This window comes from Shigella flexneri 2a str. 301 (assembly GCF_000006925.2).
Classification (GTDB): domain Bacteria; phylum Pseudomonadota; class Gammaproteobacteria; order Enterobacterales; family Enterobacteriaceae; genus ECMA0423.
The window spans coordinates 3,352,816-3,374,027 of sequence record NC_004337.2 but is presented as its reverse complement, the minus strand read 5'-3'; the positions used below and the strand labels follow the sequence as shown (position 1 = coordinate 3,374,027).

General features: G+C 50.2%; 25 protein-coding genes, 2 pseudogenes and 4 other annotated features. Of the genes and pseudogenes, 14 read left to right on the top strand and 13 right to left on the bottom strand.

Annotated features, from left to right (window positions below; all coding sequences use genetic code 11):
• The first annotated feature begins 47 nt into the window (after positions 1–47).
• A complete protein-coding gene (yhcO, locus tag SF3279) occupies positions 48–320 on the top strand; it encodes a hypothetical protein (protein NP_709036.1) in 273 nt (90 codons plus the stop codon).
• A gap of 55 nt (positions 321–375) precedes the next feature.
• On the opposite strand, the gene yhcN is transcribed toward yhcO, so the two are convergent.
• Both yhcN and argR read right to left on the bottom strand, forming a co-directional pair.
• Positions 376–690 (bottom strand): hypothetical protein, encoded by a 315-nt coding sequence (gene yhcN / locus SF3278; RefSeq protein NP_709035.1) that lies wholly within the window; start codon positions 688–690, stop codon positions 376–378.
• A gap of 313 nt (positions 691–1,003) precedes the next feature.
• Positions 1,004–1,474 (bottom strand): arginine repressor ArgR, encoded by a 471-nt coding sequence (gene argR / locus SF3277; protein ID NP_709034.1) that lies wholly within the window; start codon positions 1,472–1,474, stop codon positions 1,004–1,006.
• A gap of 434 nt (positions 1,475–1,908) precedes the next feature.
• Between argR and mdh the strand changes: the two genes are divergently transcribed.
• Positions 1,909–2,847 (top strand): malate dehydrogenase, encoded by a 939-nt coding sequence (mdh, locus tag SF3276; protein NP_709033.2) that lies wholly within the window; start codon positions 1,909–1,911, stop codon positions 2,845–2,847.
• 61 nt (positions 2,848–2,908) lie between these two features.
• Here the strand turns inward: mdh and degS are convergent, their stop codons facing one another.
• The 3 genes and pseudogenes from degS to yhcB all read right to left on the bottom strand — a co-directional run bounded on the left by degS (position 2,909) and on the right by yhcB (position 5,965).
• Positions 2,909–3,976, bottom strand: coding sequence for a serine endoprotease (degS, locus tag SF3275; RefSeq protein NP_709032.1), 1,068 nt, complete (start codon positions 3,974–3,976; stop codon positions 2,909–2,911).
• 279 nt (positions 3,977–4,255) lie between these two features.
• A pseudogene (locus SF3274) lies at positions 4,256–5,413 on the bottom strand.
• Positions 5,414–5,566: 153 nt separating this feature from the next.
• Positions 5,567–5,965, bottom strand: coding sequence for a hypothetical protein (yhcB, locus tag SF3273; RefSeq protein NP_709030.2), 399 nt, complete (start codon positions 5,963–5,965; stop codon positions 5,567–5,569).
• A gap of 193 nt (positions 5,966–6,158) precedes the next feature.
• Between yhcB and yhcM the strand changes: the two genes are divergently transcribed.
• The 5 genes from yhcM to sspB all read left to right on the top strand — a co-directional run bounded on the left by yhcM (position 6,159) and on the right by sspB (position 9,877).
• Complete coding sequence (gene yhcM / locus SF3272) at positions 6,159–7,286, top strand: hypothetical protein (protein ID NP_709029.1); 1,128 nt, start codon at positions 6,159–6,161, stop codon at positions 7,284–7,286.
• Between the two features lie 218 nt (positions 7,287–7,504).
• Positions 7,505–7,933 (top strand): 50S ribosomal protein L13, encoded by a 429-nt coding sequence (gene rplM, locus SF3271; RefSeq protein ID NP_709028.2) that lies wholly within the window; start codon positions 7,505–7,507, stop codon positions 7,931–7,933.
• A 15-nt stretch (positions 7,934–7,948) separates the two neighbouring features.
• A complete protein-coding gene (gene rpsI, locus SF3270; RefSeq protein NP_709027.1) occupies positions 7,949–8,341 on the top strand; it encodes a 30S ribosomal protein S9 in 393 nt (130 codons plus the stop codon).
• Between the two features lie 394 nt (positions 8,342–8,735).
• Positions 8,736–9,374 (top strand): stringent starvation protein A, encoded by a 639-nt coding sequence (gene sspA, locus SF3269; protein ID NP_709026.1) that lies wholly within the window; start codon positions 8,736–8,738, stop codon positions 9,372–9,374.
• A 5-nt stretch (positions 9,375–9,379) separates the two neighbouring features.
• Positions 9,380–9,877: a ClpXP protease specificity-enhancing factor gene (gene sspB / locus SF3268; RefSeq protein ID NP_709025.1), complete on the top strand. Its 498-nt coding sequence runs from the start codon at positions 9,380–9,382 to the stop codon at positions 9,875–9,877.
• 42 nt (positions 9,878–9,919) lie between these two features.
• Here sspB and yhcL read toward each other — a convergent pair whose 3' ends face one another.
• Complete coding sequence (yhcL, locus tag SF3267; RefSeq protein ID NP_709024.1) at positions 9,920–11,287, bottom strand: cryptic C4-dicarboxylate transporter DcuD; 1,368 nt, start codon at positions 11,285–11,287, stop codon at positions 9,920–9,922.
• A gap of 5 nt (positions 11,288–11,292) precedes the next feature.
• Positions 11,293–12,060 (bottom strand) — a mobile genetic element.
• Positions 11,308–11,811 carry an insertion element IS1 protein InsB gene (gene insB, locus SF3266; RefSeq protein NP_709023.1) on the bottom strand — a complete coding sequence of 168 codons (504 nt, stop codon included), beginning with the start codon at positions 11,809–11,811 and terminating at the stop codon, positions 11,308–11,310. It overlaps the preceding feature by 504 nt.
• On the opposite strand from insB (SF3266), the gene SF3265 reads away from it, so the two are divergent.
• Positions 11,886–12,314 carry a hypothetical protein gene (locus tag SF3265; RefSeq protein NP_709022.1) on the top strand — a complete coding sequence of 143 codons (429 nt, stop codon included), beginning with the start codon at positions 11,886–11,888 and terminating at the stop codon, positions 12,312–12,314.
• Positions 12,293–13,060 (bottom strand) — a mobile genetic element. (Overlaps the previous gene by 22 nt.)
• Here the strand turns inward: SF3265 and insB (SF3264) are convergent.
• On the bottom strand, positions 12,308–12,703 hold the full coding sequence (gene insB, locus SF3264) for an insertion element IS1 protein InsB (RefSeq protein NP_709021.1): 396 nt from the start codon (positions 12,701–12,703) through the stop codon (positions 12,308–12,310). Its footprint overlaps the feature before it by 396 nt. The genes SF3265 and insB (SF3264) overlap by 7 nt on opposite strands.
• Positions 12,730–13,005, bottom strand: coding sequence for an insertion element IS1 protein InsA (insA, locus tag SF3263; protein ID NP_709020.1), 276 nt, complete (start codon positions 13,003–13,005; stop codon positions 12,730–12,732). (Lies within the feature at positions 12,293–13,060.)
• A 391-nt stretch (positions 13,061–13,451) precedes the next feature.
• Here insA and yhcK point away from each other — a divergent pair.
• The 6 genes from yhcK to yhcH all read left to right on the top strand — a co-directional run bounded on the left by yhcK (position 13,452) and on the right by yhcH (position 18,919).
• Positions 13,452–14,234, top strand: coding sequence for a transcriptional regulator NanR (gene yhcK, locus SF3262; RefSeq protein NP_709019.2), 783 nt, complete (start codon positions 13,452–13,454; stop codon positions 14,232–14,234).
• A gap of 121 nt (positions 14,235–14,355) precedes the next feature.
• Positions 14,356–15,249, top strand: coding sequence for an N-acetylneuraminate lyase (gene nanA / locus SF3261; protein NP_709018.1), 894 nt, complete (start codon positions 14,356–14,358; stop codon positions 15,247–15,249).
• 79 nt (positions 15,250–15,328) lie between these two features.
• Positions 15,329–16,849 carry a sialic acid transporter gene (nanT, locus tag SF3260; protein ID NP_709017.3) on the top strand — a complete coding sequence of 507 codons (1,521 nt, stop codon included), beginning with the start codon at positions 15,329–15,331 and terminating at the stop codon, positions 16,847–16,849.
• Between the two features lie 47 nt (positions 16,850–16,896).
• Positions 16,897–17,586, top strand: coding sequence for an N-acetylmannosamine-6-phosphate 2-epimerase (gene yhcJ, locus SF3259; RefSeq protein ID NP_709016.2), 690 nt, complete (start codon positions 16,897–16,899; stop codon positions 17,584–17,586).
• Positions 17,550–18,458 carry a NagC-like transcriptional regulator gene (yhcI, locus tag SF3258; RefSeq protein ID NP_709015.4) on the top strand — a complete coding sequence of 303 codons (909 nt, stop codon included), beginning with the start codon at positions 17,550–17,552 and terminating at the stop codon, positions 18,456–18,458. The genes yhcJ and yhcI overlap by 37 nt, the downstream gene beginning before the upstream one ends.
• Positions 18,455–18,919 carry a hypothetical protein gene (yhcH, locus tag SF3257; RefSeq protein NP_709014.1) on the top strand — a complete coding sequence of 155 codons (465 nt, stop codon included), beginning with the start codon at positions 18,455–18,457 and terminating at the stop codon, positions 18,917–18,919. Before yhcI ends, yhcH begins: the two co-directional genes overlap by 4 nt.
• Positions 18,920–18,994: 75 nt before the next feature.
• Here yhcH and SF3256a read toward each other — a convergent pair whose 3' ends face one another.
• The 4 genes and pseudogenes from SF3256a to yhcG form a co-directional block, all read right to left on the bottom strand.
• Positions 18,995–19,300: a hypothetical protein gene (locus SF3256a; RefSeq protein YP_008439286.1), complete on the bottom strand. Its 306-nt coding sequence runs from the start codon at positions 19,298–19,300 to the stop codon at positions 18,995–18,997.
• Between the two features lie 9 nt (positions 19,301–19,309).
• Positions 19,310–20,573: a mobile genetic element, on the bottom strand.
• Entirely contained in the window at positions 19,353–20,171 is an 819-nt protein-coding gene (locus SF3256; RefSeq protein ID NP_709013.1) for an insertion sequence element IS600 protein, read from the bottom strand. (Overlaps the previous feature by 819 nt.)
• Complete coding sequence (locus tag SF3255) at positions 20,207–20,509, bottom strand: insertion sequence element IS600 transposase (protein ID NP_709012.1); 303 nt, start codon at positions 20,507–20,509, stop codon at positions 20,207–20,209. Its footprint lies within the feature at positions 19,310–20,573.
• A gap of 83 nt (positions 20,574–20,656) precedes the next feature.
• Positions 20,657–21,062: a sequence feature (Similar to Escherichia coli K12 conserved hypothetical protein gi: 1789614 (376 aa). BLAST with identity of 92% in 135 aa. This CDS has been truncated. The sequence has been checked and is believed to be correct.), on the bottom strand.
• Positions 20,657–21,062: pseudogene (gene yhcG / locus SF3254) on the bottom strand. (Overlaps the previous feature by 406 nt.)
• Positions 21,063–21,212: the final 150 nt, after the last annotated feature.

The window sequence follows — 21,212 nt, the reverse complement described above, 5'->3', positions numbered from 1 at the left end:
TAGCGATGCACGGCAGAACTCGCCGCGAAACGTGACGGTGGCAACAGATGAATATTTATGCCTTTGATTTTGATGAGATTGAGAGTCAGGAGGATTTTTATCGTGACTTTAGCCAAACCTTTGGTCTGGCTAAAGATAAGGTACGCGATCTCGACTCACTATGGGATGTGTTAATGAACGATGTCCTGCCGCTACCACTTGAGATTGAATTTGTTCATCTGGGAGAGAAAACGCGTCGCCGTTTTGGCGCGTTAATATTGCTGTTTGATGAGGCAGAGGAAGAGCTGGAAGGGCATTTGCGTTTTAATGTTCGTCATTAGCGCAAAAAAAAGCCCACGAACCGGGGGCAATATCGTCGGACAAAACGATGAGGGTTTATTTGTACAGTTCAGCCGTAGCGTGCCAGGTGTCACCGCTACGAGCTTCAGTAATCTGGTAGGCCGTTGCGCCTTTCTCTTCCGCTTTTTTGTTCAGCATTTCACGTATATCCATTGGCGAAGACGCCACACCACTTACGGATACGGTCCCGATTGCTTCACGATTTTGTGCTTGTGCAGCATCAATGGAGTCGGCAGCGAATGCACCGAAAGAGAGAACAGAAAGTACGCTTAATGCAGCTACAGTGGTTTTGATTTTCATGATTTTTACCTCGACATAATCTTTTAGCTGGGCCTTTGTTTCGTGACCCATATCACAAAATCAAGTATACACTAATTATTGAACTAATTAATACCACACTAACTGTTTCAGTTGATACTAAGTGTTAAAAATGTGAATTTTAATAACAAAAAAGTATAAAAAACACGGTTATTTATTATTAATTATAGTATTTTCAATTAGATAATGAATTTTGCATAATGTGCTTTTTTTACCGTATGTATTCATTTTGTGAATGATGTGTCGCGGTAAAACGCACTATTCGTTAAATGTATCGCAGGAGAAAGAAGGGGAATGAGAGGGATAAGCAACATTTTCCCCGCCGCCAGAAGCGACGGGGCAGAGATTAAAGCTCCTGGTCGAACAGCTCTAAAATCGCTTCGTACAGGTCTTTGACGGTGAAACCGTTAGCAGGGGTGGTAAAGATGGTGTCATCGCCAGCGATGGTGCCCAGAATACCTTCTGCTTTGCCCAGTGAGTCCAGCAGGCGAGCAATTAACTGCGCCGCGCCAGGGCTGGTATGAATCACGACAACTGCATCGTTGTAGTCGATATCCAGCACCAGATTCTTCAATGGACTGGAGGTGGTTGGTACACCCAGTTCAGCTGGCAGGCAGTAAACCATTTCCATTTTGGCATTGCGTGTACGTACAGCACCAAACTTGGTCAACATCCGCGAGACTTTAGACTGATTAATATTGTCAAAGCCTTGCTCCTGCAACGCGGCGACGATTTCGCCCTGGGAGCTAAATTTCTCTTCTTTAAGTAATGCTTTAAATGCTTTAACTAGTTCTTCTTGCTTAGCCGAGCTTCGCATAAGTCACCCGATATGGTGGTTGATACAACATTATTGTGCATACAGATGAATTTTTATGCAAACAGTCAGCCCTGAAGAAGGCTGAAATAATGTTATGAAAGAGCGGGATTTTATCAAATTTCGTTATTGAGAAACATGCCTGCGTCACGGCATGCAAATTCTGTTTAAAAGTAAATTAATTGTTATCAAATTGATGTTGTTTTGGCTGAACGGTAGGGTATATTGTCACCACCTGTTGGAATGTTGCGCTAATGCATAAGCGACTGTTAATTACGTAAGTTAGGTTCCTGATTACGGCAATTAAATGCATAAACGCTAAACTTGCGTGACTACACATTCTTGAGATGTGGTCATTGTAAACGGCAATTTTGTGGATTAAGGTCGCGGCAGCGGAGCAACATATCTTAGTTTATCAATATAATAAGGAGTTTAGGATGAAAGTCGCAGTCCTCGGCGCTGCTGGCGGTATTGGCCAGGCGCTTGCACTACTGTTAAAAACCCAACTGCCTTCAGGTTCAGAACTCTCTCTGTATGATATCGCTCCAGTGACTCCCGGTGTGGCCGTCGATCTGAGCCATATCCCTACTGCTGTGAAAATCAAAGGTTTTTCTGGTGAAGATGCGACTCCGGCGCTGGAAGGCGCAGATGTCGTTCTTATCTCTGCAGGCGTAGCGCGTAAACCGGGTATGGATCGTTCCGACCTGTTTAACGTTAACGCCGGCATCGTGAAAAACCTGGTACAGCAAGTTGCGAAAAACTGCCCGAAAGCGTGCATTGGTATTATCACTAACCCGGTTAACACCACAGTTGCAATTGCTGCTGAAGTGCTGAAAAAAGCCGGTGTTTATGACAAAAACAAACTGTTCGGCGTTACCACGCTGGATATCATTCGTTCCAACACCTTTGTTGCGGAACTGAAAGGCAAACAGCCAGGCGAAGTTGAAGTGCCGGTTATTGGCGGTCACTCTGGTGTTACCATTCTGCCGCTGCTGTCACAGGTTCCTGGCGTTAGTTTTACCGAGCAGGAAGTGGCTGATCTGACCAAACGTATCCAGAACGCGGGTACTGAGGTGGTTGAAGCGAAAGCCGGTGGCGGGTCTGCAACCCTGTCTATGGGCCAGGCAGCTGCACGTTTTGGTCTGTCTCTGGTTCGTGCACTGCAGGGCGAACAAGGCGTTGTCGAATGTGCCTACGTTGAAGGCGACGGTCAGTACGCCCGTTTCTTCTCTCAACCGCTGCTGCTGGGTAAAAACGGCGTGGAAGAGCGTAAATCTATCGGTACCCTGAGCGCATTTGAACAGAACGCGCTGGAAGGTATGCTGGATACGCTCAAGAAAGATATCGCCCTGGGCAAAGAGTTCGTTAATAAGTAATTGATTAGCGAATAATAAAAAACCGGAGCACAGACTCCGGTTTTTGTTTTGAGCACTCGACTTAATTGGTTGCCGGATATTCCTGAATGGTGACCTGCAGCGTTAACTGCTTATCATCACGCATCACTACAACCGGGATCACCGAACCAGGGCGAATTTCCGCCACCTGATCCATCGTCTCCAGAGCAGAGATGGCCGGTTTGTTATCCACCGAAATAATCAGATCGTTGACCTGAATACCCGCATTCGCCGCTGGGCCGTCAGGTGACACTTCATTAACCACGATCCCTTGCAGTTGATCTATACCACCGCTCTGCGCGTGCAGTGGTGCGATCTCGCGTCCGCCGATACCAATGTAGCCGCGGATCACGCGACCATCGCGGATCAGCTTATCCATAATTTTGGTTGCTAACTGGAAAGGAATCGCAAAGCCGATACCTTCCGGCGTTTCGCCATCGTTACTCTTATCAAACGACAGCGTGTTAATGCCCATCAGTTCTCCCAGCGAGTTCACCAGCGCGCCGCCAGAGTTACCGTGGTTAATGGAAGCATCGGTTTGTAGGAAGTTTTGCCGCCCGGTCGGGTTCAGACCGATTCGACCCGTGGCACTAATAATCCCTTGGGTAATGGTCTGCCCGAGGTTGTACGGGTTACCGATCGCCAGTACTACGTCGCCAATGTGCGGTACGCGACGTGCATTAATTGGAATGGTAGGTAAACCGCCAGTGGCATTAATTTTAAGTACCGCCAGATCGGTTAGAGAGTCAGATCCCACCAGCAATGCTTCAAATACACGTCCATCCTGTAAGGCGACGATGATCTGATCGGCGTCGTTGATGACGTGTTTATTGGTGATGATATAACCGCGTTGATCCATGATTACACCGGATCCCAGGGTGCGGATCTCAAGCTGGTTGTGAGAGTTGGTGTTCAAACCACGGTTGTAAACGTTAACCACCGCTGGCGCGGCGCGGCGAACCGCCAGATTATAGCTGGCAGGCGTCTCATCGGTACTGTCAAATTGCGGAGTGGAAAGCGGGTTAAGGCTGCGCAGCGAAGGCATGGCAACCAGCAGAATAGCGCCGACAATTAATCCAATCGCAACGGAACGTAAGAGCTTCACAAACATGATGGAGGCGTCATTAAAAAAGGGAACGGCAGCAGCATACCACGAGTTAACCGGACATCACACGTCAGCCTGATGCCCGGTTTACGACATTAACGCATCAGCAGATAGATGCTTTCATTGCCGCGTACAATTTGCAGGGCGATGATGGCCGGTTTTGCCGCCAGCACTTTACGCATTTCAGCAATCGAGTTCACCCGATCGCGGTTGACGCCAATGATCACATCGTCTTTTTGCAAGCCAGCCTGAGCAGCTGGGCTTCCTTTGACAACTTCATCTATCTTAATACCTTTGCCGCCATCTTTTAGCTGACCATCGCTCAACGTTGCACCTTCCAGCGCTGGCCGACGAAGAGGTGCTGGTATCAAGCGTCACTTCTACTTCCAGTGGTTTGCCGTTACGCAGCAGGCCAAGCTTCACTTTCGTGCCCGGCTCTGTAGTCGCGATACGAGAGCGCAACTCAGCAAAGCTATTCAGCGGTTTGCCGTTGAGGCTGGTAATAATATCGCCCGCTTTGACGCCCGCTTTCGCTGAGCCAGAACTTGGCAACACTTCGCTGACAAACACGCCACGCTGCACGTCAAGGTTGAAGGCTTTGGCGATATCGGCACTCATCTCGGTGCCTTTGATGCCTAACAAACCGCGTTTGATTTCACCAAAGTCGATAAGCTGCTGCGCCAGTGTTCGCGCCATATTACTGGGGATGGCAAATCCAATCCCGACGCTCCCGCCGCCAGGCGCAAGGATTGCAGTGTTGATGCCAATTAACTCACCGTTAAGGTTTAATAGTGCACCGCCGGAGTTACCGCGGTTAATGGAAGCATCTGTCTGGATAAAGTTTTCCAGACCTTCAAGATTCAACCCGCTGCGGCCTAATGCGGAAACAATGCCAGAGGTGGCGGTTTGCCCAAGGCCAAATGGGTTACCGACCGCTACGGCAAAATCACCGACGCGCAATTTATCGGAGTCGGCAATAGCGATTTGCGTTAATTTGCTCGGGTTTTGAATTTGTAACAGGGCGATATCGCTCTGGTCATCGCTACCAATCAGTTTTGCATCAAACTCGCGCCCATCATTGAGCTGAATACTGATTTTCTGTGCCTGATTAATCACATGGTTGTTGGTCAGCACATAGCCTTTACTGGCGTTGATGATGACACCGGAACCTAAACCTTCGAAGGGTTGTGCAGGTTGATCCGGTAAATCATCACCAAAAAACTTTTTGAATTCTTCCGGGATTTTCTGTCCCTGACTGGCCGTTCCTTCCACCCGTACGCTCACCACTGCCGGAAGCACTTTTTCCAGCATTGGAGCCAGACTGGGGAGAGGGGCCTGATCGGCAACCTGGCCTGGAATCGACGCGACGGCCTGAAATGACGCCGAGAGAGTTAACCCGGCACTTAACGCTAATGCACTCAACAGCTGGGTTTGTTTTTTCATTATTCCTGCTCTCGTACCTGAATGATAAGAAAAGAGATTCAAAACAGTTTGATGTTATTGAATTTTCAGACGGCTAACAATGAGACACCAGATTAAATGATAGTCGGGGAGGGAGAGAAGAGGAGGGCGCAATGGCTGCGCCCGAAAAATAAATTAGTCGCGCTTCGCGCCAGTACGCAGCAGGCCGGATGCGCCTTCAGAATAGTCGCGAGGCACCTGCACCGGTGCCTGATCGTTGCTGGCTTCAGACTCTGCCAGACGATTACGGAACGGGTTTGCTTCAGCAGACAGTTCCGGCAGCAGGCTGCTGGAGCTTTTTGCCATGTGCTGATACAGCTGGCGATAGTCGTGCGCCATGGTATCCAGTAATTCCGCGCTGCGGGCAAAGTGGCTAACCAGCTCTTCGCGATACTCGTCCAGTTCAGCTTTATTCTTTTCCAGTTCGTACTGCAACGCCTGTTGCTGGCGTAGTTTACGATTACCAAAACGCATGGCCACAGCACCAATAATGATGCCGACGACTAACCCAATTAGCGCATATTCCCAGGTCATGAACATCTCCCGTTGTCTTTTGTTTCCGTAGGGTGTTGGCTTCAGGCTCCATGCCTGCGGCTGATTATGCCACTATAACCGTTAATTCCACAGAAGTGGAATCCCGACTGCATATCGCGTAGTGTAGAACGGCCTTTTTTTCGTCAACCGTGAACAACGGCGCACCGATTATTCAAGGAATAACAATAAGATCATGCAAAGCGTTACCCCAACATCGCAATACCTGAAGGCGCTCAATGAAGGCAGCCATCAACCCGACGACGTTCAAAAAGAGGCCGTCAGCCGCCTGGAAATTATTTATCAAGAACTCATCAATAGCAGGCCACCAGCCCCCAGGACGAGTGGGCTAATGGCGCGGGTCGGTAAGCTGTGGGGTAAACGCGAAGACACAAAGCATACGCCAGTGCGTGGCTTATATATGTGGGGCGGTGTAGGACGCGGGAAAACCTGGCTGATGGACCTTTTCTATCAAAGCCTGCCGGGAGAGCGGAAACAGCGCCTGCACTTTCACCGTTTTATGCTGCGGGTGCACGAAGAGCTAACTGCCTTACAGGGGCAGACCGATCCGCTGGAAATTATTGCCGATCGCTTTAAAGCCGAAACTGACGTGCTCTGTTTTGACGAATTTTTTGTTTCTGATATTACCGACGCCATGCTACTTGGCGGTCTGATGAAAGCCCTGTTCACCCGCGGTATTACCCTGGTAGCGACGTCAAATATTCCGCCGGACGAACTTTATCGAAATGGCCTGCAACGTGCGCGTTTTCTGCCTGCAATCGATGCCATTAAACAGCATTGTGATGTAATGAACGTGGACGCTGGTGTTGATTATCGACTGCGTACACTCACTCAGGCGCATCTGTGGCTTTCGCCACTCAACGATGAAACCCGGGCGCAGATGGATAAACTATGGTTGGCGCTGGCGGGGGTGAAACGAGAAAATTCACCGACGTTAGAAATCAACCATCGGCCATTGGCGACAATGGGCGTCGAGAACCAGACGCTGGCGGTTTCTTTTACTACGCTGTGCGTCGACGCCCGCAGTCAGCATGACTATATTGCGCTCTCACGCCTGTTTCACACAGTAATGTTGTTTGATGTGCCAGTCATGACGCGGTTGATGGAGAGCGAAGCGCGGCGCTTTATTGCGCTGGTGGATGAGTTTTACGAGCGCCATGTCAAATTAGTGGTGAGTGCAGAAGTGCCGCTGTATGAAATTTATCAGGGTGAGCGGCTGAAGTTTGAGTTCCAGCGTTGCCTGTCACGTCTGCAAGAGATGCAAAGCGAAGAGTATCTGAAGCGCGAGCATTTGGCGGGTTAAAACCTGCCACAAATCACAAAAAGGGGTCGATCTTTGACCCCGACTTCTCTATAATCCTGCGACCCCACGTTACAAGAAAGTTTTTTTCCCAAAACTTTTTGTGTGCTGGCATAGGCTATTCGAAGGGGTAGGTTTGCCGGACTTTGTCGTGTGAACCTCAACAATTGAAGACGTTTGGGTGTTCACCAACGTGTAACTATTTATTGGGTAAGCTTTTAATGAAAACTTTTACAGCTAAACCAGAAACCGTAAAACGCGACTGGTATGTTGTTGACGCGACCGGTAAAACTCTGGGCCGTCTGGCTACTGAACTGGCTCGTCGCCTGCGCGGTAAGCACAAAGCGGAATATACTCCGCACGTAGATACCGGTGATTACATCATCGTTCTGAACGCTGACAAAGTTGCTGTAACCGGCAACAAGCGTACTGACAAAGTGTACTATCACCACACCGGCCACATCGGTGGTATCAAACAAGCGACCTTTGAAGAGATGATTGCTCGCCGTCCTGAGCGTGTGATTGAAATCGCGGTTAAAGGCATGTTGCCAAAAGGCCCGCTGGGTCGTGCTATGTTCCGTAAACTGAAAGTTTACGCGGGTAACGAGCACAACCACGCGGCACAGCAACCGCAAGTTCTTGACATCTAATCGGGATTATAGGCAATGGCTGAAAATCAATACTACGGCACTGGTCGCCGCAAAAGTTCCGCAGCTCGCGTTTTCATCAAACCGGGCAACGGTAAAATCGTAATCAACCAACGTTCTCTGGAACAGTACTTCGGTCGTGAAACTGCCCGCATGGTAGTTCGTCAGCCGATGGAACTGGTCGACATGGTTGAGAAACTGGACCTGTACATCACCGTTAAAGGTGGTGGTATCTCTGGTCAGGCTGGTGCGATCCGTCACGGTATCACCCGCGCTCTGATGGAATACGACGAGTCCCTGCGTTCTGAACTGCGTAAAGCTGGCTTCGTTACTCGTGACGCTCGTCAGGTTGAACGTAAGAAAGTCGGTCTGCGTAAAGCACGTCGTCGTCCGCAGTTCTCCAAACGTTAATTGGCTTCTGCTACGGCAGAAAACAATTTGCGAAAAAACCCGCTTCGGCGGGTTTTTTTATGGCTAAATTCTGAATCAGCGTAAAAAATGGGAAGTTGCTTTTTGCTGCCGTCTGAAAGACAGGTAAAACAAAAACCACATCGCCAATAAGGGTCTAAGTCAACTATTTCAGACTAAAGCGCATCTCTTTTTCCCCATTTCCGGCATCCACTCACCACAAAGGTCGCAAAATCTGGTAAACTATCATCCAATTTTCTGCCCAAATGTCGGGTATTGCTCATTTTTTGTTTGATTTTCGAACAAAGAGAGTCGTTCCTTATTGGGTAACACAACTTCTGACTGGCCACCTGGTGGCTGGTAGCAGTAAAAATTCTGACTATACCTGGAGGTTTTCATGGCTGTCGCTGCCAACAAACGTTCGGTAATGACGCTGTTTTCCGGTCCTACTGACATCTATAGCCATCAGGTCCGCATTGTGCTGGCTGAGAAAGGTGTAAGTTTCGAGATCGAACACGTGGAAAAGGACAATCCGCCTCAGGATCTGATTGACCTCAACCCGAATCAGAGCGTTCCGACCCTGGTGGATCGTGAGCTGACCCTGTGGGAATCTCGCATCATTATGGAATATCTGGATGAGCGTTTCCCGCATCCGCCACTGATGCCTGTTTACCCGGTAGCTCGCGGTGAAAGCCGTCTGTACATGCATCGCATCGAAAAAGACTGGTACACGCTGATGAACACTATCATCAACGGTTCAGCTTCTGAAGCAGATGCCGCACGTAAGCAACTGCGCGAAGAACTGCTGGCGATTGCGCCGGTCTTCGGTCAGAAGCCGTACTTCCTGAGCGATGAGTTCAGCCTGGTCGATTGCTACCTTGCTCCGCTGCTGTGGCGTCTGCCGCAACTGGGCATCGAGTTCAGCGGCCCGGGTGCGAAAGAGCTGAAAGGCTATATGACCCGCGTCTTTGAGCGTGACTCTTTCCTTGCTTCTTTAACTGAAGCAGAACGTGAAATGCGTCTGGGCCGGAGTTAATCTGTATGGATTTGTCACAGCTAACACCACGTCGTCCCTATCTGCTGCGTGCATTCTATGAGTGGTTGCTGGATAACCAGCTCACGCCGCTCCTGGTGGTGGATGTGACGCTCCCTGGCGTGCAGGTTCCTATGGAATATGCGCGTGACGGGCAAATCGTACTCAACATTGCGCCGCGTGCTGTCGGCAATCTGGAACTGGCGAATGATGAGGTGCGCTTTAACGCGCGCTTTGGTGGCATTCCGCGTCAGGTTTCTGTGCCGCTGGCTGCCGTGCTGGCTATCTACGCCCGTGAAAATGGCGCAGGCACGATGTTTGAGCCTGAAGCTGCCTACGATGAAGATACCAGCATCATGAATGATGAAGAGGCATCGGCAGACAACGAAACCGTTATGTCGGTTATTGATGGCGACAAGCCAGATCACGATGATGACACTCATCCTGACGATGAACCTCCGCAGCCACCACGCGGTGGTCGACCGGCATTACGCGTTGTGAAGTAATACAAAACAGGCCCAGGCGGCCTGTTTTGTCTTTTTAATGACTTAATAAAATAGCGTGATTGTGGCAATCATATTCACCACGAAACCGACTGCCATGGGGATCGCTGTCCGCTTCACCACCGCAAAAGGCGAAACGCCTGCAATTCCTGACGTAACGACCACCACCGCAGTAATCGGCGAAACCGCGCGCGCTAGCGTCGTGGCAAAATGCATCGGCATAATCATTACAACCGCTGGTACATGTAGTCCGGCTGCGATATTCGGAATAAGACTGGCAAATGACATAAACGGCGCATTGCCAGAGCCCATCACAATGGCACAAATGGCAATGACTAGCGCCATAATAATCATCACGCCAATACCGCCCAGACCAGAATGCTCCGCACCCCTGATAACCGCATCAACAGTGCCAATCGTCGTTAAGCCTTTCGCAAATATTTCACCCGCGACCACCAGCGTTACCACGTTGACAAACTGCGTACCCATGCCGTCAAAAAACGCCTGCACATCGTCCATTGTTTCGCGCAAGTTATGCTTGCGGAAGAACTCAACAAACATCGTCACCGTCAAACTTAGTAACATCACCACCACCAGATGCAGTTCTGACTTCATCAGCCCGACGTGGGCGAGGAACAGCGAGCCGAGCATCAGGATTAACGGCATCACAGGTAAAATGGCGTAATAGAGCGGCGGGACATTATCGAGAGTTTTTTGCTCTGCCTGTTCGTGATTGATATTTTTATCTTTTTTGTCAAAAGCGCGTTGCACGAAAAAGTGGGAGATCGCCACCGAGATAATGACGCAAGAGGCGACCGGAAGCTGGTAGTGGAAGAAGTATGTGGCAATTTTCATTCCCGCGACCTGGGCTGCAAAAATGGAGTTCGTTTCCAGAATCCCCCACTCAATGGACATCGTGGTTGCGATAACCGCCACCGCAGAGAGGCGACTTACTCCCAGACTCACCAGCGTCGGAAATAAGGTGACCATCAGCAACATACCCAGACCGGAGGCGCTGGTAATAAACTGCGCCATGATTTGGCCGATGACGTAAGTTGCCGACAGAATAATATACGGCGAGCGAATGAGTTTTAACGGGCGGCTTAGCAAGCTCACCATCGCGCAACTGGCTCCTATGCGCTCCATGTAGCGGGCATAACCGCCCACCGCCATAATCGACAGCCCCAATCCGGCAATGCGGTTGGACAGCATGCGCAGGATTTCATTATAAATGTCGACGATCAAGTAGCCGCTGCTTTTGGCGGGATCGAGTACACCACCGAACCCTAACCAGACTCCGCACATCATCAGGAAGACACCTGCGGCAGCCAGCACCACCTGAGGTTTGTAGTTTTTCAGGATCAAATAGCCCATCGTAATTAATACGATGACAGATATAATTATGCCGAACATTGTTGGGTAATGACTCCAACTTACTGATAGTGTTTTATGTTCAGATAATGCCCGATGACCTTGTCATGCAGCTCCACCGATTTTGAGAACGACAGTGACTTCCGTCCCAGCCTTGCCAGATGTTGTCTCAGATTCAGATTATGTCGCTCAATGCGCTGAGTGTAACGCTTGCTGATAACGTGCAGCTTTCCCTTCAGGCGTGATTCATACAGCGGCCAGCCATCCGTCATCCATACCACGACCTCAAAGGCCGACAGCAGGCTCAGAAGACGCTCCAGTGTGGCCAGAGTGCGTTCACCGAAGACGTGCGCCACAACCGTCCTCCGTATCCTGTCATACGCGTAAAACAGCCAGCGCTGACGTGATTTAGCACCGACGTAGCCCCAATGTTCGTCCATTTCAGCGCAGACAATCACATCACTGCCCGGTTGTATGCGCGAGGTTACCGACTGCGGCCTGAGTTTTTTAAGTGACGTAAAACCGTGTTGAGGCCAACGCCCATAATGCGTGCACTGGCGCGACATCCGACGCCATTCATGGCCATATCAATGATTTTCTGGTGCGTACCGGGCTGAGAGGCGGTGTAAGTGAACTGTAGTTGCCATGTTTTACGGCAATGAGAGCAGAGATAGCGCTGATGTCCGGCAGTGCTTTTGCCGTTACGCACCACGCCTTCAGTAGCGGAGCAGGAAGGACATCTGATGGAAATGGAAGCCACGCAAGCACCTTAAAATCACCATCATACACTAAATCAATAAGTTGGCAGCATTACCTTCGCTTAATTCCATATAACTGGACGATTACATTAGAAGTAAACTATACTTTTTATGAAATATCAGGGATAAATTATTCACATGGAAAATACATCATGTACAAATCATTATTTACTATTATCATTCTACTGTATAGCGCCAGTTCATATGCAAAAAGCGAATCCCCTCCCGCAAGCACTATAACTTTCATTGCACAAATCGATCATGTTGAGCTAAATAAAACAGCATTATCGGTAATGACTCCAACTTACTGATAGTGTTTTATGTTCAGATAATGCCCGATGACCTTGTCATGCAGCTCCACCGATTTTGAGAACGACAGTGACTTCCGTACCAGCCTTGCCAGATGTTGTCTCAGATTCAGATTATGTCGCTCAATGCGCTGAGTGTAACGCTTGCTGATAACGTGCAGCTTTCCCTTCAGGCGTGATTCATACAGCGGCCAGCCATCCGTCATCCATACCACGACCTCAAAGGCCGACAGCAGGCTCAGAAGACGCTCCAGTGTGGCCAGAGTGCGTTCACCGAAGACGTGCGCCACAACCGTCCTCCGTATCCTGTCATACGCGTAAAACAGCCAGCGCTGACGTGATTTAGCACCGACGTAGCCCCAATGTTCGTCCATTTCAGCGCAGACAATCACATCACTGCCCGGTTGTATGCGCGAGGTTACCGACTGCGGGCTGAGTTTTTTAAGTGACGTAAAACCGTGTTGAGGCCAACGCCCATAATGCGTGCACTGGCGCGACATCCGACGCCATTCATGGCCATATCAATGATTTTCTGGTGCGTACCGGGCTGAGAGGCGGTGTAAGTGAACTGTAGTTGCCATGTTTTACGGCAATGAGAGCAGAGATAGCGCTGATGTCCGGCAGTGCTTTTGCCGTTACGCACCACGCCTTCAGTAGCGGAGCAGGAAGGACATCTGATGGAAATGAAAGCCACGCAAGCACCTTAAAATCACCATCATACACTAAATCAGTAAGTTGGAAGCATTACCCATTGTTGAACTCCGTGTCAAAAGAAAACGGTCAATCCCATAAATGGCAGATTGAAAACAATGATGTTATATTTTTTGCAAGTCTATTTATGGTGCGGATGTCGTGTTTTTAATTGTAGGTGAGGTGATTTTTCATTAAAAAATATGCGATTATGATTATTTTGTAAGAACACATTCATAATATTCATAATGCTTGTGAATAGTCTTATGAATAATTCAATCGGGATGTGTTTATCTGCGTTACATTAATTTTTCGCAATAGTTAATTATTCCGTTAATTATGGTAATGATGAGGCACAAAGAGAAAAACCTGCCATTTTCCCCTACTTTCAATCCTGTGATAGGATGTCACTGATGATGTTAATCACACTGACCTTACAGAATGGGCCTTATGAACGCATTTGATTCGCAAACCGAAGATTCTTCACCTGCAATTGGTCGCAACTTGCGTAGCCGCCCGCTGGCGCGTAAAAAACTCTCCGAAATGGTGGAAGAAGAGCTGGAACAGATGATCCGCCGTCGTGAATTTGGCGAAGGTGAACAATTACCGTCTGAACGCGAACTGATGGCGTTCTTTAACGTCGGGCGTCCTTCTGTGCGTGAAGCGCTGGCAGCGTTAAAACGCAAAGGTCTGGTGCAAATAAACAACGGCGAACGCGCTCGTGTCTCTCGACCTTCTGCGGACACTATCATCGGCGAGCTTTCCGGCATGGCGAAAGATTTCCTTTCTCATCCTGGTGGGATTGCCCATTTCGAACAATTACGTCTGTTCTTTGAATCCAGCCTGGTGCGCTATGCGGCTGAACACGCCACCGATGAGCAAATCGATTTGCTGGCAAAAGCACTGGAAATCAACAGTCAGTCGCTGGATAACAACGCGGCATTCATTCGTTCAGACGTTGATTTCCACCGCGTGCTGGCGGAGATCCCCGGTAACCCAATCTTCATGGCGATCCACGTTGCCCTGCTCGACTGGCTTATTGCCGCACGCCCAACGGTTACCGATCAGGCACTGCACGAACATAACAACGTTAGTTATCAACAGCATATTGCGATCGTTGATGCGATCCGCCGTCATGATCCTGACGAAGCCGATCGTGCGTTGCAATCGCATCTCAACAGCGTCTCTGCTACCTGGCACGCTTTCGGTCAGACCACCAACAAAAAGAAATAATGCCACTTTAGTGAAGCAGATCGCATTATAAGCTTTCTGTATGGGGTGTTGCTTAATTGATCTGGTATAACAGGTATAAAGGTATATCGTTTATCAGACAAGCATCACTTCAGAGGTATTTATGGCAACGAATTTACGTGGCGTAATGGCTGCACTCCTGACTCCTTTTGATCAACAACAAGCACTGGATAAAGCGAGTCTGCGCCGCCTGGTTCAGTTCAATATTCAGCAGGGCATCGACGGTTTATACGTGGGTGGTTCGACCGGCGAAGCCTTTGTACAAAGCCTTTCCGAGCGTGAACAGGTACTGGAAATCGTCGCCGAAGAGGCGAAAGGTAAGATTAAACTCATCGCCCACGTCGGTTGCGTCAGCACCGCCGAAAGCCAACAACTTGCGGCATCGGCTAAACGTTATGGCTTCGATGCCGTCTCCGCCGTCACGCCGTTCTACTATCCTTTCAGCTTTGAAGAACACTGCGATCACTATCGGGCAATTATTGATTCAGCGGATGGTTTGCCGATGGTGGTGTACAACATTCCAGCCCTGAGTGGGGTAAAACTGACCCTGGATCAGATCAACACCCTGGTTACGTTGCCTGGCGTCGGTGCGCTGAAACAGACTTCTGGCGATCTCTATCAGATGGAACAGATCCGTCGTGAACATCCTGATCTGGTGCTCTATAACGGTTACGACGAAATCTTCGCTTCCGGCTTGCTGGCAGGCGCTGATGGTGGTATCGGCAGTACTTACAACATCATGGGCTGGCGATATCAGGGGATCGTGAAGGCGCTGAAAGAAGGCGATATCCAGACCGCGCAGAAACTGCAAACTGAGTGCAACAAAGTCATTGATTTACTGATCAAAACGGGCGTATTCCGCGGCCTGAAAACTGTCCTGCATTATATGGATGTCGTTTCTGTGCCGCTGTGCCGCAAACCGTTTGGACCGGTAGATGAAAAATATCTGCCAGAACTGAAGGCGCTGGCCCAGCAGTTGATGCAAGAGCGCGGGTGAGTTGTTTTCCCCTCGCTCGCCCCTACCGGGTGAGGGGAAATAAACGCATCTGTACCCTACAATTTTCATACCAAAGCGTGTGGGCATCGCCCACCGCGGGAGACTCACAATGAGTACTACAACCCAGAATATCCCGTGGTATCGCCATCTCAACCGTGCACAATGGCGCGCATTTTCCGCTGCCTGGTTGGGATATCTGCTTGACGGTTTTGATTTCGTTTTAATCGCCCTGGTACTCACCGAAGTACAGGGTGAATTCGGGCTGACGACGGTGCAGGCGGCAAGTCTGATCTCCGCAGCCTTTATCTCTCGCTGGTTCGGCGGCCTGATGCTCGGCGCTATGGGTGACCGCTACGGGCGTCGTCTGGCAATGGTCACCAGCATCGTTCTCTTCTCGGCCGGGACGCTGGCCTGCGGCTTTGCGCCAGGCTACATCACCATGTTTATCGCTCGTCTGGTCATCGGCATGGGGATGGCGGGTGAATACGGTTCCAGCGCCACCTATGTCATTGAAAGCTGGCCAAAACATCTGCGTAACAAAGCCAGTGGTTTTTTGATTTCAGGCTTCTCTGTGGGGGCCGTCGTTGCCGCTCAGGTCTATAGCCTGGTGGTTCCGGTCTGGGGTTGGCGTGCGCTGTTCTTTATCGGCATTTTGCCAATCATCTTTGCTCTCTGGCTGCGTAAAAACATCCCGGAAGCGGAAGACTGGAAAGAGAAACACGCAGGTAAAGCACCAGTACGCACAATGGTGGATATTCTCTACCGTGGTGAACATCGCATTGCCAATATCGTAATGACACTGGCGGCGGCTACTGCGCTGTGGTTCTGCTTCGCCGGTAACCTGCAAAATGCTGCAATCGTCGCTGTTCTCGGGCTGTTATGCGCCGCAATCTTTATCAGCTTTATGGTGCAAAGTACGGGTAAACGCTGGCCAACGGGCGTAATGCTGATGGTGGTCGTGTTGTTTGCTTTCCTCTACTCATGGCCGATTCAGGCGCTGCTGCCAACGTATCTGAAAACCGATCTGGCTTATAACCCGCATACTGTCGCCAATGTGCTGTTCTTTAGTGGCTTTGGCGCGGCCGTGGGATGCTGCGTAGGTGGCTTCCTCGGTGACTGGCTGGGAACCCGCAAAGCGTACGTTTGTAGCCTGCTGGCCTCGCAGCTGCTGATTATTCCGGTATTTGCGATTGGCGGCGCAAACGTCTGGGTGCTCGGTCTGTTACTGTTCTTCCAGCAAATGCTTGGACAAGGGATCGCCGGGATCTTACCGAAACTGATTGGCGGTTATTTCGATACCGACCAGCGTGCAGCGGGCCTGGGCTTTACCTACAACGTTGGCGCATTGGGTGGCGCACTGGCCCCAATCATCGGCGCGTTGATCGCTCAACGTCTGGATCTGGGTACTGCGCTGGCATCGCTCTCGTTCAGCCTGACATTTGTGGTGATCCTGCTGATTGGTCTGGATATGCCTTCCCGCGTTCAGCGTTGGCTGCGCCCGGAAGCATTGCGTACTCATGACGCTATCGACGGCAAACCATTTAGCGGTGCCGTGCCATTTGGCAGCGCCAAAAACGATTTAGTCAAAACCAAAAGTTAATCCTGTTGCCCGGTCTATGTACCGGGCCTTTCGCTAAGGGAAGATGTATGTCGTTACTTGCACAACTGGATCAAAAAATCGCTGCTAACGGTGGCCTGATTGTCTCCTGCCAGCCGGTTCCTGACAGCCCGCTCGATAAACCCGAAATCGTCGCAGCCATGGCATTAGCGGCAGAGCAGGCGGGCGCGGTTGCCATTCGCATCGAAGGTGTGGCAAATCTGCAAGCCACGCGTGCGGTGGTGAGCGTGCCGATTATTGGAATTGTGAAACGCGATCTGGAGGATTCTCCGGTACGCATCACGGCCTATATTGAAGATGTCGATGCGCTGGCGCAGGCGGGCGCGGACATTATCGCCATTGACGGCACCGACCGCCCGCGTCCGGTGCCTGTTGAAACGCTGCTGGCACGTATCCATCATCACGGTTTACTGGCGATGACCGACTGCTCAACGCCGGAAGACGGCCTGGCATGCCAAAAGCTGGGAGCCGAAATTATTGGCACTACGCTTTCTGGCTATACCACGCCTGAAACGCCAGAAGAGCCGGATCTGGCGCTGGTGAAAACGTTGAGCGAAGCCGGATGTCGGGTGATTGCCGAAGGGCGTTACAACACGCCTGCTCAGGCGGCAGATGCGATGCGCCACGGCGCGTGGGCGGTGACGGTCGGTTCTGCCATTACGCGTCTTGAACACATTTGTCAGTGGTACAACACAGCGATGAAAAAGGCGGTGCTATGACCATACTGGCGATTGATATCGGCGGTACTAAACTTGCCGCCGCGCTGATTGGCGCTGACGGGCAGATCCGCGATCGTCGTGAACTTCCTACGCCAGCCAGCCAGACACCAGAAGCCTTGCGTGATGCCTTATCCGCATTAGTCTCTCCGTTGCAAGCTCATGCGCAGCGGGTTGCCATCGCTTCAACCGGAATTATTCGCGACGGCAGTTTGCTGGCGCTGAATCCGCATAATCTCGGTGGATTGCTACACTTTCCGTTAGTCAAAACGCTGGAACAACTTACCAATTTGCCGACCATTGCCATTAACGACGCGCAGGCCGCAGCATGGGCAGAGTATCAGGCGCTGGAAGGCGATATAACCGATATGGTCTTTATCACCGTTTCCACTGGCGTCGGCGGCGGTGTAGTGAGCGGTGGCAAACTGCTTACCGGCCCTGGCGGTCTGGCGGGGCACATCGGGCATACGCTTGCCGATCCACACGGCCCAGTCTGCGGCTGTGGACGCACAGGTTGCGTGGAAGCAATTGCTTCTGGTCGCGGCATTGCGGCGGCAGCGCAGGGCGAGCTGGCTGGCGCGGATGCGAGAACTATTTTCACACGCGCCGGGCAGGGCGATGAGCAGGCGCAGCAACTGATTCATCGCTCCGCACGTACGCTTGCAAGGCTGATCGCTGATATTAAAGCCACAACTGATTGCCAGTGCGTGGTGGTTGGTGGCAGCGTTGGTCTGGCAGAAGGGTATCTGGCGTTGGTGGAAATGTATCTGGCGCAGGAGCCAGCGGCATTTCATGTTGATTTACTGGCGGCGCATTACCGCCATGATGCAGGTTTACTTGGGGCTGCGCTGTTGGCCCAGGGAGAAAAATTATGATGATGGGTGAAGTACAGTCATTACCGTCTGCTGGGTTACATCCTGCGTTACAGGACGCGTTAACGCTGGCCTTAGCTGCCAGACCGCAAGAAAAAGCGCCGGGTCGTTACGAATTACAGGGCGACAATATTTTTATGAATGTCATGACGTTTAACACTCAATCGCCCGTCGAGAAAAAAGCGGAATTGCACGAGCAATACATTGATATCCAGCTGTTATTAAACGGTGAGGAACGGATTCTGTTTGGCATGGCAGGCACTGCGCGCCAATGTGAAGAGTTCCACCATGAAGATGATTACCAGCTTTGTAGCGCCATTGAAAACGAGCAAACCATCATCCTGAAACCGGGAATGTTCGCCGTGTTTATGCCAGGAGAGCCGCATAAGCCGGGATGCGTTGTTGGCGAGCCGGGTGAGATTAAAAAGGTGGTGGTGAAGGTTAAGGCTGATTTAATGGCTTAAATTTATTAGATCAGGTGTGACCTGACCCATCTTTGGCACAGAGCCAAACCTGAACTGACGGACCGCTCTGTGCCATTACCTGACGTTGTATTCTTTTATGTTAACACCCTTGATACTGTATATACCTGTCCGCTTAATTCGCTTGCCCTTTTTATTCGTAATAGTTGCTGTAAGTGTACTGCAGCGAATGGAATGACGTTCATCAATCACCAGCCGAATTGCTTCTGAAGCATCTTCCACCTCTAGAAGGTCGTGAGTCTTATTTAAGCCGAATGGAACAAGGTGGAAGGCAGTTTTTCCTGATGATTTTCTGGTTATTTTTACTGGATACAACACATCACCACTTTTATGGATTAATTCAAGCTGTTCAATGTAAATCATGGCAACTTTTGAGGTGTACTGGCAATAGCGGACACTACCATTTGTTCTTTTTTTAAGCAGCCATCTGATGATATTTTTCCCTGAAGGCTGCCGGGGAGATATTCCCCAGACGAAAGTGACGACGCTGACGATTGTAGAAAATCTCAATGTATTCCCGTATTACTGAGATGGCTTCATCCCGGTTATTAAAACGATAGTGGCTCAGGCTCTCATTTTTCAGCGTTCCCCAGAAGCTTTCCATCGGAGCGTTGTCGTAACAGTTACCTTTACGCGACATTGATGTTTTCAGACCAGACTGCTCCTGTATGACCCGGTAATCGTATGCGCAGTACTGTGAACCTCGATCAGAGTGGTGGATTAGCCCGGCAGGTGGGCGCTGGCTCCTGAGCGCCATAAACAGGGCTTTACCTGTCAGCTCTTTTGTCATGCGCTCTCCCATGGCGTAGCCGACAATTTCGCACGTATAAACATCTTTGATGCCAGCGAGGTACAACCATCCCTCCTGTGTGGCAACATACGTCAGGTCCGCCACCCAGACCTGATTTGGTGCTGTAGGAGCGAACGTCTGGTTCAGCAGATTTGGCGCAACTGGCAGATTGTGGTTCGGGTTCGTAGTCGCTCTGAACTTGCGTTTCTGCTTACAGCGTAGCCTCAGCTCCTTACGAAGACATGCCAGTCGGTCACGACCAACGATGATGCCATTCTCTGCCAGCTCCGTCTGGAGCCGCCGGGTTCCATATGTTTCGCGAGTGCGGATATGTGCCACCTTAATCTCCAGTTTTAGCCGCTCATCACTTTGTTTTCTGTCTGAGGGTTCATGCTGTACCCAGTTGTAATAACCGCTCCTGGATACACCAAATACCTGACACATCGCTTCAATGGGAAATTGTTGTCGCCATTGTTCGATTAACGCGTATTTTTCAGCGACTCCTGTGCAAAATACGCTGTTGCTTTTTTTAATATATCTCGCTCAAGGCGAGCTTCATTTAACGCCTTACGCAGTTGCAGAATTTCAGATTCCAGTTCAGCCAGCGTGCGGGAACCAGGAGTACCGAGCCCTTTTCTGGCGGCGGTAACCCATTGTCCTAAAGTGCCTTCAGGAAGGAATAATCGGGAAGCGTCTTCACTGATCGAAAGTTGATTTTCAAGAACCGTTCTGACAGCTTCGGCTTTGAACTCTTTAGAGTAACGTTGGGTTTTTCTGCTCATTATTAGCTCCTTCTGATGCCATTCTATTTCAGGAAGGAGTGTCCGTTAAACTCAGGCTACCTCATTTCCTTCGTTTATTTGCATGAATATACAAACCGAAAATAGGAGATGCAATACAAAAGCTGTGGAAATATCAAACAGCCTCTCATTTGGCAGACAGCGTCTGCCAAATCTTTGCCGATGGGAATTCTGCAGATGGTGTCTGCGGAATTCCCAATGGTGTTAATTCGCCAGACACTGTCTGGCGAATTTCAACATGTTGAAAAAAGAGGTAAAAAAGCCTCATTTGGCGTAAGTTTTTTGCAGAGACCCCACGTTTATACCGTCGACTTAAATCCTTCGATAGCCGATCAATCAACTGTGCACCATAAGCTGCTCTGGCCTCACCACCTTGTTCAAATTCGACAATCCGTCGGCCAATTTCCCAGTACGTCGCGGTCATCAGCGCGTTAACGCTACGTACCGTTTCCGTTCGGGCGCTATCGACCAGATGAATAATGCCGTTGTGGATTTGCTGGTAGCCTGTTGAGGTTCTCTCTGAGAGCGATTCCATTATCTGTCCCTTTATATGGCGCTGCGTTGAATAATGGAATCAGCTATACGCCGGGCATCTACCGGTAACAATCCAGATGAGCGTATTACATTGGTTTTCTTCAGATTATGCGAGGCGATTTCCAGAAAGAAAGGAGAATTTCAGCGCCGA